Source organism: Pseudomonas sp. ASL4 (genome assembly GCF_056680395.1).
Genome location: NZ_CM155280.1, coordinates 6,664,015 through 6,676,568, shown reverse-complemented (window position 1 = coordinate 6,676,568; position 12,554 = coordinate 6,664,015). Strand labels below are relative to the sequence as shown.

General features: G+C 59.5%; 13 protein-coding genes and 1 pseudogene. 8 read left to right on the top strand and 6 right to left on the bottom strand.

The genetic code is table 11. The annotated features are described in order from the left end of the window. Positions 1 to 27: 27 nt before the first annotated feature. From AC1MEW_RS30525 to AC1MEW_RS30515, 3 genes and pseudogenes are all read left to right on the top strand, one after another. The gene (locus tag AC1MEW_RS30525) at positions 28 to 783 is read left to right on the top strand and encodes a TPM domain-containing protein (protein ID WP_201255970.1); all 756 of its coding nucleotides are present in this window, start codon (positions 28 to 30) and stop codon (positions 781 to 783) included. A 43-nt stretch (positions 784 to 826) separates the two neighbouring features. Continuing rightward, positions 827 to 1,444 (top strand): TPM domain-containing protein, encoded by a 618-nt coding sequence (locus AC1MEW_RS30520; RefSeq protein WP_322270721.1) that lies wholly within the window; start codon positions 827 to 829, stop codon positions 1,442 to 1,444. Positions 1,445 to 1,710: 266 nt separating this feature from the next. Next, positions 1,711 to 2,916 (top strand): annotated as a pseudogene (locus tag AC1MEW_RS30515) (class I SAM-dependent methyltransferase); the annotation flags it as partial. 19 nt (positions 2,917 to 2,935) lie between these two features. On the opposite strand, the gene AC1MEW_RS30510 reads toward AC1MEW_RS30515, so the two are convergent. Next, entirely contained in the window at positions 2,936 to 4,114 is a 1,179-nt protein-coding gene (locus tag AC1MEW_RS30510) for an integrase core domain-containing protein (protein WP_480424703.1), read from the bottom strand. A 156-nt stretch (positions 4,115 to 4,270) separates the two neighbouring features. After that, positions 4,271 to 5,176: a DMT family transporter gene (locus AC1MEW_RS30505; protein ID WP_201201373.1), complete on the bottom strand. Its 906-nt coding sequence runs from the start codon at positions 5,174 to 5,176 to the stop codon at positions 4,271 to 4,273. 335 nt (positions 5,177 to 5,511) lie between these two features. On the opposite strand from AC1MEW_RS30505, the gene AC1MEW_RS30500 reads away from it, so the two are divergent. From AC1MEW_RS30500 to AC1MEW_RS30490, 3 genes are all read left to right on the top strand, one after another. Continuing rightward, a complete protein-coding gene (locus tag AC1MEW_RS30500; protein ID WP_201255973.1) occupies positions 5,512 to 6,093 on the top strand; it encodes a DJ-1/PfpI family protein in 582 nt (193 codons plus the stop codon). A 15-nt stretch (positions 6,094 to 6,108) separates the two neighbouring features. After that, positions 6,109 to 6,414 carry a ribbon-helix-helix domain-containing protein gene (locus AC1MEW_RS30495; protein WP_201195320.1) on the top strand — a complete coding sequence of 102 codons (306 nt, stop codon included), beginning with the start codon at positions 6,109 to 6,111 and terminating at the stop codon, positions 6,412 to 6,414. A gap of 167 nt (positions 6,415 to 6,581) precedes the next feature. Next, positions 6,582 to 6,926 carry a YegP family protein gene (locus tag AC1MEW_RS30490; protein WP_201201375.1) on the top strand — a complete coding sequence of 115 codons (345 nt, stop codon included), beginning with the start codon at positions 6,582 to 6,584 and terminating at the stop codon, positions 6,924 to 6,926. A 132-nt stretch (positions 6,927 to 7,058) separates the two neighbouring features. Here AC1MEW_RS30490 and AC1MEW_RS30485 read toward each other — a convergent pair whose 3' ends face one another. Further along, the gene (locus tag AC1MEW_RS30485; protein ID WP_201255974.1) at positions 7,059 to 7,946 is read right to left on the bottom strand and encodes a dihydrodipicolinate synthase family protein; all 888 of its coding nucleotides are present in this window, start codon (positions 7,944 to 7,946) and stop codon (positions 7,059 to 7,061) included. A gap of 29 nt (positions 7,947 to 7,975) precedes the next feature. Beyond that, positions 7,976 to 8,758, bottom strand: a complete 783-nt coding sequence (locus AC1MEW_RS30480; RefSeq protein ID WP_480424701.1) for an aldolase — start codon at positions 8,756 to 8,758, stop codon at positions 7,976 to 7,978. Positions 8,759 to 8,917: 159 nt separating this feature from the next. On the opposite strand from AC1MEW_RS30480, the gene AC1MEW_RS30475 reads away from it, so the two are divergent. Further along, on the top strand, positions 8,918 to 9,460 hold the full coding sequence (locus tag AC1MEW_RS30475; protein ID WP_201201381.1) for a helix-turn-helix domain-containing protein: 543 nt from the start codon (positions 8,918 to 8,920) through the stop codon (positions 9,458 to 9,460). Between the two features lie 109 nt (positions 9,461 to 9,569). Here AC1MEW_RS30475 and AC1MEW_RS30470 read toward each other — a convergent pair whose 3' ends face one another. Beyond that, positions 9,570 to 10,589 (bottom strand): DUF4917 family protein, encoded by a 1,020-nt coding sequence (locus AC1MEW_RS30470; RefSeq protein WP_201201383.1) that lies wholly within the window; start codon positions 10,587 to 10,589, stop codon positions 9,570 to 9,572. 159 nt (positions 10,590 to 10,748) lie between these two features. Between AC1MEW_RS30470 and yiaY the strand changes: the two genes are divergently transcribed. Continuing rightward, positions 10,749 to 11,897 (top strand): L-threonine dehydrogenase, encoded by a 1,149-nt coding sequence (gene yiaY, locus AC1MEW_RS30465; RefSeq protein WP_201201385.1) that lies wholly within the window; start codon positions 10,749 to 10,751, stop codon positions 11,895 to 11,897. 144 nt (positions 11,898 to 12,041) lie between these two features. Here yiaY and AC1MEW_RS30460 read toward each other — a convergent pair whose 3' ends face one another. Beyond that, positions 12,042 to 12,530, bottom strand: a complete 489-nt coding sequence (locus AC1MEW_RS30460; protein ID WP_322270724.1) for a DMT family transporter — start codon at positions 12,528 to 12,530, stop codon at positions 12,042 to 12,044. Positions 12,531 to 12,554 lie beyond the last annotated feature (24 nt).

Below are 12,554 nucleotides of genomic sequence, written 5' to 3'. Positions count from 1 at the left end.
GGGTGAATGATTAAGGAAGAGGTGCTGATGGGAATCTTCAAATCCGGCCTGGTGCTGTTGCTCTGGGTGTTTGCAGTCACGGCTCAGGCCGAGTTGAAGTTCCCGCCACTGACCGGTCGGGTGGTGGATGACGCCCAACTGATTGAGCCAGCGGTGCGCGAGCAACTGACCCAGCAACTCCAGGCCCACGAAGCCGCCACCGGCGAGCAATTGGTGGTGGTGACGTTGCCGGACTTGCAGGGCACCGACATCGCCGACTTCGGCTATCAACTCGGTCGCGCCTGGGGCATCGGCCAGAAAGACAAGAACAACGGCGCGCTGCTGATTGTCGCCCGCGATGAGCGCAAGCTGCGGATCGAAGTCGGTTATGGTCTGGAAGACAGGCTGACCGATGCCCAGAGTTCGGTGATCATCAACCAGGTGATCACCCCGGCGTTCAAGACCGGTAACTTCAGCAAAGGTATCAGCGACGGGGTCGCGGCGATGCTGGTGGTGTTGGGCGGCAGTCCGCTGGATGAGCCGTCGACGGTGTATGACTCTGGCGGCAATCAGGAAAGCGATTTTGTTTCGCGTCATCCGGGCGTTTTCGTGTTCCTGGTGATGCTGTTCATCCTGACGATTTTCATCCTGCAGATGCTCGGTATCCTGCCCGTCGGCCGAGGCGGTTCAGGTGGTTCGAGTGGCGGTTTTGGCGGCGGTGGTTTTGGTGGCGGCGGTGGAGGCGGGGGCTTCAGCGGCGGCGGGGGCAGTTTTGGGGGCGGCGGTTCGTCGGGCGGCTGGTGATAACACTGCCAATAAAAACAACAGCAAACAGGCACTTAAAAACATGGCATTACTGACTGAACACGAACAACGCAAAGTCGCCGAGGCGATTGCCCGGGTCGAGCGCGAGACTGACGCCGAACTGGTGACGGTACTCGCGGCCCGCGCCGACGACTACGCGTACATACCGCTGCTGTGGGCCAGTTTGCTGGCGCTGGTGGTGCCGGGTGTCGTGCATTACCTGACTGGCGCGCTGACCATGCACAGCCTGTTGCTGGTGCAGTGGGCCAGTTTTATCGTGCTGTGCCTGGTCTTCCGGATTCCGAAAGTCACCACCCATCTGATCCCGCGTCGAGTTCGCCACTGGCGCGCCTCGAACCTGGCGCGGCGGCAGTTTCTGGAACAGAACCTGCACCACACCATCGGCGGCACCGGAATGTTGATCTTTGTCTGCGAGGCCGAGCGCTATGTGGAGATTCTGGTGGATGAAGGGATTTCCAAGCGGCTGGATGACAAGAGCTGGGACGCGATTGTCGCGGCGTTTACCCAGCAGGTGAAACAGGGTCAGACGCTGCAAGGGTTTGTGACGTGTATCGAGGCGTGCGGCGAATTGCTCAAGGTGCATGTGCCGGTGACGCAGGTGAGGAATGAGTTGCCGAATCGGCTGGTGGTGTTGGGCTGATTTAACCTACCGAATTGACACACATTATTGTGGCAAGGGGGCTTGCCCCCGTTCGGCTGCGAAGCAGTCGCAAACCGGTTTGCACCGTCTAACTGAAAGAATGCCGGGGCCGCTGCGCAGCCCAACGGGGGCAAGCCCCCTCGCCACAGGGATCTCACTTCGACTCAGGATTCGCACCGTTCGGGAAATTACCCGTGCCCTCAATCCCCATCCCCCCTAAAATACCCGCCATTCCCCGATTCGCACCGCCCGAGGCCGTTTTCTCCATGTCTGTCACCGCCACTCCCGCCAGCCTCGCGCCGGATCACCACGCCCAGTTCATCGACCTGTTGCAAACCAGCCTCGACGCCAACGCCTTCATCAAACTGGTGCTGGCCAAGTACGTCGGCAGCGAAGTGGACTTGCAGCGGCTGATCATCAAGCAACTGACGGTTAAGGATCAGCCTTGCCTATCCTTCGTCTACCGCTACAAGACCCGCGACATCACCAAGAACTTCCCGGTGGCCGAAGGCGTGGCGACCATTGCCGCGCTGCTGCCAGAAGCGTTTAAAAATGCGCATTTGCTGTCCCTGACCGACGAAGCCCAGCTCGAATACAGCAAAAAGGGCAAATCTTCGCTGTTCAAGAGCAAACCTCAGCAATTGCGCGAAGTACCATCCGCCGAACACAACCGTGAGAAAAACCGCTTCCTCGACCTGAGCCGGCCGTTCCTCAAGGACCTGGGCGTGACCAATGCGCAGCAGGAACTGATCCCGGCGATGTCGCGCAAGTGGAAGCAGATCAACAAGTTCATCGAAGTCTTCAGCCATGCCCTGACCACCTCGCCGCTGGCGCTGGACAAACCGGTGCGGGTGGCGGATTTCGGTTCGGGCAAGGGTTACCTGACGTTCGCGATCCACGACTATCTGCGCAACACCTTGAAGGCTGAAGGCGAAGTCACCGGCGTCGAGCTGCGTGAAGAAATGGTCAATCTGTGCAACACCGCCGCCGCGAAGCTCGAGCATCCGGGGCTGGTGTTCAAGTGCGGGGACGTGCGCAGCGTGGCGCCGAGCGAACTGGACGTGATGATCGCCCTGCATGCCTGCGATATCGCCACCGACTACGCGATTCACACCGGCATTCGTTCCGGCGCCTCGATCATCATGTGCTCGCCGTGCTGCCACAAACAGATCCGCCTGCAAATCCAGAGCCCGGCGCTGCTCAAGCCGATGCTGCAATACGGTTTGCACCTGGGCCAGCAGGCGGAAATGGTTACCGACAGTTTGCGCGCGTTGTTCCTTGAGGCCTGCGGCTACGAGACCAAGGTGTTCGAGTTCATCTCACTGGACCACACCAACAAGAACAAGATGATCCTGGCGGTCAAACGCGCCGAGCCGGTAGACCCGGCCCAGCTGTTGGTGAAGATTCAGGAACTGAAGGATTTCTACCAGATCACGGAACATTGTCTGGAAACCTTGCTGCGGGCTGACGGTGTAGAAACGGACACATCCTTTACGATTGAAACCGGGGACATCCTTTACGTTTCTGTTGGCTTGAAAGGCGGCTTTCGCCGCTTTTCAGCCTGCCTAAAAGGTAGTTGCAGAGGTAAATATCCCAAACATCATCGTCTACTTCCTTGAGTCCTAGCGCCTCACCTGCCAAGGATTCACTGACGAAAATCATCTTGCCTTTCCATTTCATCGACCCATTCTGCCTGACCATGCGGATCGTCATGTCCGAAGCGTAATCGGCCTCAGGCACGCGTCCGTCGTACTGCCGTTTTGACGGCTCATAGAGGTCCGCAGGAACTTTCATCTCTAAAGCCTTGTGAGGCCGTACGTAATTGAACTCTTGTCGAAACTGTTCGAATGCCAACTGTTGTTCCACCAGGTTACGTTCAGGTGCATGAAGCAATGCAGCCTTGAGCGTTCGATGCATGCGTTCATGACGGCCATTCTGGTCAGGTCGCCCCGGCTGAATTCGTTCTGGGTAGATCCCTAAACGTATCCACCACGCCGCCAGACTGGAGATGCGTGAAATGCCGGTGGAGGCAAAGGGGGAGCCGTTATCCGTGCGGATCACGTCAGGCAAGCCGTACTCCCGAAACGCCCAGTCAAAACCCTCGCGGGCGCCGGCAACACTGCTTTGCGCTCTGCACAGCAATAGAAATCGACTGACGTGATCAGTAATTGTCAGTGGGTAACAACGTTGGCCGTTCTGAAGCGCGAAGTCACCTTTAAAATCCGCTGCCCATGTCTGATTAGGCGAAGTGGCGTCGCGCAGCGGATTTTTTCCTGCTGGTGGGCGATTGAGGAAGCGCCGTTTTTGCACCAGGCCTGCTCGCTTAAGCCACTCGCCTGCCGTGCTGACCGTTGGCCAAGACAACTCTGGATGATCGATTTTAAGGTTATGCACCAGTTTTTCAGGTCCCCAGCTGTGATGCTCGCGCTTGTACGCGATTAGCAACTCAAGCACCTCGTCGCTGATTTTGAAAGGGCTCGTATGCGGGCGCCGTGACAGCTCCTTTAGCCCATCAATGCCATGTGCCTCGTAGCGTGCAAGCCATTTGTCCAAAGTGGGTCGGCTGAGCCCGTAGTGATGGGCCAGCTCGCTTTTGGAATGGCTGCCTTGCAGCCAGTCGCCTATGAGTTTGATTCGTTGATCCATTGGAGACTCTTGATTCCAGGGCATGGTCAGGTACCTCCTGACCGTATTTCACACCTGTAAAGGATGTCTCCGGTTTAAAACGTAAAGGATGTCTCCGGTTTCTACCCGGCCTGCTCTGATCCCCTGTGGGAGCGGGCTTGCTCGCGAAGGGGCCGTCACATCCAACGTTTTCGTTGGCTGTTAGTCCGCTTTCGCGAGCAAGCCCGCTCCCACATTGGGTTTGATGGCGGTCTTGCGCCCCAACATCACCGTCACAATCACCCCGGCGGCAAACAGCCAGGTAATCGGCTCGATGTGTTCGCCAAAGAACAACGCTGAAAACGCAATCGTGAAGAAGATCTGCAACAACTGGATCTGACTGACCCGCGCAATCCCGCCCATCGCCAACCCGGCGTACCAGGCGAAGAAACCGATGAACTGTGAAAACAGCGAAACGTAGCCAAACGCCCACCAGGTCTTGGCCGAAATCTCGCCCTGATGCTGCAACGCCAGGTACACCACCGGTCCGATCAGCAGCGGCGTCGACAGCACCAGCGCCCAGCAGATCACCTGCCAACCGCCCATCTCCTTGGCCAACCGACCGCCCTCGGCGTAACCCAAACCACCCACGGCAATCGCCCCGAGCATCAGCAAATCACCCGCCTGAATACTGCCGGCGCCGCTGATCAGCGCATAACCGAGCACCAGCGCACTGCCCAACGCCGCGCAGGCCCAGAAGGCTTTCGACGGGCGTTCGTGGGACAGCCACGCGGCATACAGCGCCACACACAGCGGTTGCAAGCCGTTGACCAGCGCACCGTGGGACGCCGGCAAGGTTTGCATGGCCCAGGCCGAGAGCACCGGGAAACCGAGGATCACCCCGGCGATCACCAGGGTCAGGCCTTTGACCTGTTTCCAGGTCGGCCACTTTTCCCGCCGCCACAGCAACAGCAACGCCGCCGGCACCGCCGCAAACAGCGCACGGCCCAGGCCGTTGAGCAGCGGATGGAGTTCCTGCACGACGATCCGTGTGAAGGGCAGGGTGAGGCTGAAGATGACGACGCCGAGCAGGCCGAGGGCCATGCCGGTGTTTTCGCGCGAGGACATGATGGGGACCAGAATTCAGGGTGATTGGACGTGGCTTTATCTAGCCATAAACCTTTGATTTTGGCGCTTACAGCTAGGCACAGAAATATCCGTACAGTTGCGCGCGGTCCCTGTGGCGAGGGAGCTTGCTCCCGTTCGGCTGCGCAGCAGTCGCAAAACCTGTTTGCACAGTTTGGATGGACATAATGCAAGGGGCCGCTTCGCAGCCCAGCGGGAGCAAGCGCCCTCGCCACAAATGCTCATTGTCCGTAGTAGCTGGTTATTACCTGCCCCGCCGATTAAGGACTACCTTGAATACTCCTGCACGCCCACGTTTTCCCAGAGGAGTCCTCCCCATGGCTGCGAAAAAAATTCTGATGCTGGTCGGTGATTACGTCGAAGACTACGAAGTGATGGTGCCGTTCCAGGCGCTGTTGATGGTCGGTCACACCGTGCACGCCGTGTGCCCGGACAAAACCGCCGGCCAGACCGTGCGCACCGCGATCCATGACTTCGAAGGTGACCAGACCTACAGCGAAAAACCCGGTCACCTGTTTGCGCTGAACTTCGACTTCGCCAAGGTTGCTGAAGCTGACTACGATGCGCTGCTGATCCCGGGCGGTCGTGCGCCGGAGTACCTGCGCCTGAACGAAAAAGTCCTGGAACTGGTGCGTGCCTTCGACAAGGCCGGTAAGCCGATCGCCGCTGTGTGTCATGGCGCGCAGTTGCTCGCGGCGGCGGGGATTCTCGAAGGTCGGGAGTGCAGCGCCTACCCGGCCTGCGCCCCGGAAGTCCGTCTGGCCGGCGGTACGTTCATCGATATCCCGGTGACGGAAGGTCACGTTCAAGGCAATCTGGCCACAGCACCTGCCTGGCCGGCGCACCCGAGCTGGCTCGCCGGTTTCCTCGGGTTGCTGGGCACCAAAATCACGCTGTAACAAGGGGCGTTTCCCATGTGCGAGCTCTACGTCAAAGCCGACCCGATCCTCTACGAATCGCGCTCCCGCTCGCTGCGCATCTGCGGGGTGGTCACCACCCTGCGGCTGGAGAACCAGTTCTGGGACATCCTCAGCGAAATCGCCGAGGTCGACGGCATGACCACCAATCAGTTGATCGCCAAGCTGTATGAAGAGGTGATGGACTACCGCGGGGAAGTGGTGAATTTCGCGTCGTTCTTGCGGGTGAGTTGCATGCGGTATTTGAGTCAGCGGCGGGTGGCGGCACCGGAATTGTCGGTGGTGCGCACGGCGGTGAAATAGCGCAGGCCGCGTCGACCGCTTTCGCGGGCAAGCCTCGTTCCTACAGGGGAACGCATACCCTCGTAGGAGCGAGGCTTGCCCGCGAAGGGGCCGGCCCAGGCGACAGAAACAGCCGGGTGGTCTTTACTCTTTGGCGCGAACCCTCTCAATTGCCAAGGAGAACGAGCATGTCCGGATGGTACGAATTGAGCAAAACCAGCAGCGGCCAGTTTCGGTTTGTGCTGAAAGCGGCCAATGCCGAAACCATTCTGGTCAGCGAGCACTACACCACCCGCAGCGCCGCCGATAACGGCATTGCCTCGGTGCAGACCAACAGCCCGCTGGACGAACGCTACGAGAAAAAGACCACCAAGGATGGCCATCCTTACTTCAACCTCACGGCCGCTAACCACGAGATCATTGGCAGCAGCGAAGCTTATTCCTCCGAGGCTGCGCTTGAGAAAGGCATCGCCAGCGTCAAGGCCATTGGGCCGACCAAGGTGATCAAGGACAAGACGTTGCCGGTGCTTTGAGTGCAACCTTCAAATCCACTGTGGGAGCGGGCTTGCTCGCGAAAGCGGTGTGTCAGACAACATTTTTGTCGGCTGACACTCCCTCTTCGCGAGCAAGCCCGCTCCCACATGGGTTTTGGGTATGGCTGAAGTTCAGCGCAGCGCTTTCAACAATCCCTGCAACTGACCACAACCCGCCTCACTCAACGCAAACACCGGCAACCGTGGATCACCGACTTCCAGCCCGGTCGCCCGCAACCCGGCCTTGATCGTCGCCGGCAAGCCGCCCTTGAGGATGAAGTCCAGCAACGGCAACTGGCGATAGAACAACTCACGCGCCTTGCCCAGGTCGTTGGCCAGCACCGCTTCATACAAATCAAGATTGAGCTGCGGGATCAGGTTCGGCGCCGCCGTACACCAACCTTTTGCACCTGCGGCGAACGCTTCCAGCGCCAACGGATTACAACCGTTGTAGAACGGCACCTGACCTTCGCCGAGCAGTTGCAGTTTGTGCATGCGCTGGATGTCGCCAGTGCTTTCCTTGACCATCGTGACGTTTTCGACAGCGTTGAAAATCCGCAGGATCAGTTCCACCGACATGTCCGTGCCGCTGGTGGCCGGATTGTTGTAGAGCATGACCGGCACGCCGATGCTCTCGCCGATGGCGCGGTAGTGGGCGAGGATTTCCGCTTCGCTGAGTTTCCAGTAGGACGCCGGCAGCACCATCACCACATCGGCACCGTGGGCTTCGGCGAAACGCGCGCGGCGTACGGCTTTGGCGGTGGTCAGGTCGGACACGCTGACGATGGTCGGGACTCGTTTGGCCACGTGCTTGATGCTGAATTCGCTGACCTGATCCCACTCCGCGTCGCTCAAATAAGCGCCTTCGCCGGTACTGCCCAGTGGCGCGATAGCGTGGACGCCGCTGTCGATCAGCCGATCGATGGAACGCCCGAGCGCGTCCAGATCGACACCTTCGCCGTTGGCGGTAAACGGGGTGATGGTGTAACCGATGATGCCGTGAATCGATGGGTTCGACATGCTGTCGCTCCTCTTGAAAATGAGTGGGGTCAGTTCAGGCAATCGGCGTGTTGGCGCAGGTTCTGCCGAGCGTAGTAGTTGAAGGCGGCGGCGTGGCGTTTCGGTTTGGAAATCCAGTCATGGGCTTCGCGGCCCAGCTCCGGCAAGATCGGTTTGATCGTCCCGGCGCTCATAGCCAGCAACTGCAACTTCGCCGCGCGTTCGATCAGTTGCGCAATGACGCAGGCTTCTTCGATGCTCGTGCCAGTGGACAGTTGGCCGTGGTGGGAAAGCAGGATCGCGCGTTTGTCGCCGAGTGCGCCGGCAATGATTTCGCCTTCTTCATTGCCCACCGGCACCCCCGGCCAGGCTTCGAGAAACGCACAATCTTCGTAGAGCGGGCACAGGTCCATGTGCGATACCTGCAGCGGGACTTCGAGCATCGACAGCGCGGCCACATGGGTCGGATGCGTATGAATGATGCAGTTCACATCAGGCCGGGCGCGATACACCCAACTGTGGAACCGGTTGGCCGGGTTCGGCATGCCGTGGCCTTCGAGCACTTCCAGGTCTTCGTTGACCAGCAGCAGACTACCGGCGGTGATTTCATCGAAACCCAGGCCCAGTTGCTGGGTGTAATAGGTGCCAGGCTGCGGGCCGCGAGCGGTGATTTGCCCGGCCAGGCCGGAATCGTGGCCGTTCTCGAACAGAATGCGGCAGGTCAGGGCCAGCTTTTGCCGGTCGGTCCACGTATTATCCGCCAGGGTGTTTTGCATCTGGATCAGCGCTTGCTTGACCAGTTGGTCTTTGGGTAGTGCTAAGGTCTTGGCCATATCGGTGTCCTTTGGGTGGTTCAATGGACGTCGGGTTTGCCGTTCACTCGTTGCTTGCAAGGTCATGGGTGAGTGCGAATGACACTAAAGAGGCTATATGACACATTGTGTCATTGGCAAGGACAAATCGTCGGCTCCTTGATGGATTAATCGCTCTACATGTCTATCCGTTTGAAATTACTCAGAAAAAAACTCGGCGTGACGCTGGAAGCCCTGGCCGAAAAGTCCGGCATGACCAAGAGTTATCTGTCGAAAGTCGAGCGCGGGCTGAACACCCCGTCGATTGCTGCTGCACTGAAACTGGCCAAGGCGCTGAACGTAAAGGTCGAGGAGTTGTTCTCCGAAGACAGCATCAGCCTCGACAGCTACAGCCTGGTGCGCAGCGACGAACGCCAGTCACTGGCCGCTAACGACCACAGCCCCGGCTACGCGGTGCTGGCCCATCAGGTCAGTGAACGCAGCCTGTTGCCGTTCATCATTTACCCGCCGAGCGAATTCACCGACAAGACCTTCAAGGAGCATTTGGGGGAAGAGTTTCTGTTCGTTCACGAAGGGCAGGTGGAGGTCGACTTCATGAACGAGCGGGTGCTGCTCAATCGTGGGGATGCGCTGCATTTCAATGCGCAGAAGCCGCATCGGATACGGTCAGTGGGGGAGGTTCAGGCGCAGTTGCTGGTGGTGGTGCATAGCACCGAAGAATGAATCAACAGCAAAAGCTTCGCGAGCAAGCCCGCTCCCACATTGGACCTGTAGCGTTCACAAATCCCCTGTGGGAGCGGGCTTGCTCGCGAAGGCGTCCGCCCAGTCGCCGCTAAACCTCGACGGGAACCCGAAGCTTCGTGCTACCTAACGCATGCGTCTTGGAATCAAAAAACCGCAACTCAACCCCCGTCCCCTCAAACACCTTCGCGTAGTGCCGCTTCTGATGCTGAATGAACGCCTTGCTACGCGGATAAACCGACACCGCGACCACCTTCGGTTTCGCCTGGCGCAACGCGTGGATGATGTGGCTGTCCTGCTCGCCCAGCGCATGACCAAAAATGCACAACCCGTCGCCATGCCCCAGTAACTGGTCATAGCAAAACGACAAATAGTCCGAGCTGCGAATGGTCTTGAGCTTGTCCTGGGCCGGGCCTTCGTTGACGAACAGCGGCACATCATCCAGCGTCTTGATCGTGTTGTTGATGGCAAAACTGCCGAGCAACGTGCCTTCGGTTGACATCAGTTTGCGAGCCGTACCGTCCTGATTGCGCACCAGATGCAGACCACCATGCAGGTACAGCAAACACGGCTTGTCGGTCGCGCTGGCGCTCAGATCGAAGCTCGGCTCAGAGCCGTGGAACAGGTCAGTGACGACATCAGGCGTGTGCTGGATCGCCCAGTTGCTCAGCAAGTCGTAGTTGGTGGTGAACACCGTCCGATAGTTGCCCAGTTCCTGATTGATCGTCGCCAGGGTCGCAGGCACCACCAGCCGCCACGGGATGTGCACCGCGTGCACGGTGTTGATCAGCGCTTCCTTGATCGCGTAGTAGCGATTGCGCGGCGCAGCGGAGCTGACGGCCAGGGCCTTGTTGACGCGGCTGGTGATTTTCAACGCGCTGAGGACCTGTTCGAAGCTGCGGGTTTGCAGGGCCTCGAACACGCTTAGTTCGGACTGGCTCAGGGGCTTTTCTTCGACGGTGCGCGCGTTGTCGAACAGCGAGTCGTAACCGAAGTCGTCCCACACCGCGCGGCTGGCGCCGTTGCCCAGCAGCAGGCCGCTGAACGAAGCGCTGGTACGCAAGGCGTTCCAGTCTTCAAGTTGGGCGTCGACATCCAGGAAATCGGTCATTGCGTTGGTCGTCTCAAAAAGCAAAAGGTCTGATGGGCGGCGACTTTATCACGACCGGGGGTTGAGCCAGATCAACATGCGCCGTGACTGTTCGGTCGATCCTGTGGGCATCCGCTGAATCGGAGCTGTCGATTCGGCCCCCTTGCAGGAGATTCGCTCATGAGCAGCACGTTTTTCATCCCCGCCGTCAACATCATGGGCAACGGTTGCCTCGACGAAGCGATGGACGCGATTCGCAAGTACGGTTTTCGCAAGGCGCTGATCGTCACCGATGTCGGGTTGGCCAGGGCCGGCGTGGCGGCGATGATTGCCGAGAAACTGGCGATGCAGGACATCGACTCGGTGATCTTCGACGGCGCCAAGCCGAACCCGAGCATCGCTAACGTCGAGCGCGGCCTGGGCCTGCTCAAGGAAAGTCGCTGTGATTTCGTGGTATCCCTGGGCGGCGGCTCGCCCCACGACTGCGCCAAAGGCATTGCCCTATGCGCGACCAACGGCGGGCAGATTCGTGACTATGAAGGCGTCGATCAATCGGAGAAGCCGCAACTGCCGCTGATCGCCATCAATACCACCGCCGGCACCGCCAGCGAGATGACCCGCTTCTGCATCATCACCGACGAGTCGCGCCACGTGAAAATGGCCATCGTCGACCGCAACGTCACGCCGCTGCTATCGGTCAACGACCCGGCGCTGATGGTCGCCATGCCCAAGGGTCTGACCGCCGCCACCGGCATGGACGCGTTGACCCACGCCATCGAAGCCTACGTCTCCACCGCTGCGAATCCGATCACCGACGCCTGTGCGTTGAAGGCCATCACCCTGGTCAGCAACAACCTGCGCCTGGCCGTGCGCGATGGCAGCGACATGGCCGCCCGGGAAAACATGGCGTATGCGCAGTTTCTCGCCGGCATGGCGTTCAACAATGCGTCGCTGGGTTTTGTCCACGCGATGGCCCACCAGTTGGGTGGTTTCTACGACCTGCCACATGGTGTGTGCAACGCCGTGCTGCTGCCTCACGTGCAGAGCTTCAACGCGTTGGTCTGCGCCGATCGCCTGACCGATGTGGCCCACGCCATGGGCGCCGACATTCGCGGTTTCAGCCCGGAAGAGGGCGCGCAAGCGGCCATCGCGGCGATTCGGAGCCTGGCCAAAGACGTGGAAATCCCCGGCGGTTTGCGTGACCTCGGCGCCAAGCTCAACGACATCCCGGTGCTCGCCTCCAATGCCTTGAAAGACGCCTGTGGCTTGACCAACCCGCGAGCGGCGGATCAACGCCAGATCGAGGAGATTTTCCGCAGCGCGTTTTAGGCGAAGGACCGCTATCGCGAGCAAGCTCGCTCCCACAGTGGATCAGTGTCGGACACATCCTGTGTATCCACCGCAAATCCCCTGTGGGAGCGAGCTTGCTCGCGATGACTGACTGAAACTCACCATCGCACTACCAGTTATCCCTCAACCCGCCGCAGCCAAAACCTTGGCCGGCGCCGCACTGAACTGAATCAACGCAACGCCACCCATCAACAACACCGCCCCAAACACCCGCGGCAATGTCATCTGCCGCTCCACCAACCCAAACAACCCAAAGTGATCCAGCACCAACGACGCCACCACTTGCCCGGCTAACGCCAACGCAATAAACCCCGAAGCCCCAAGCTTGGGCAGCAACATCAACGCCAGCGAAATAAAACACACTCCGAACGCCCCGCCAGCCCACATCCACAGCGGCGCCTTAGTGATGAACGCCAGTGACGGTAACGGCAAACGCAGCGCCAACATCACCGGCAGCAACACCACAATACTCACCAGCAACGACGCCAGCGTCGCCCACAACGGATGCCCCAGCCCGCGCCCGAGGTTGGCGTTGATCGCGCTCTGAAACGGCACGACCGCCCCGGCAATCACCGCCAGCACTATCAGGCCGGCCCAATGCAACGTACTCATGATCTTTTCTCCAACAGGTTTTGC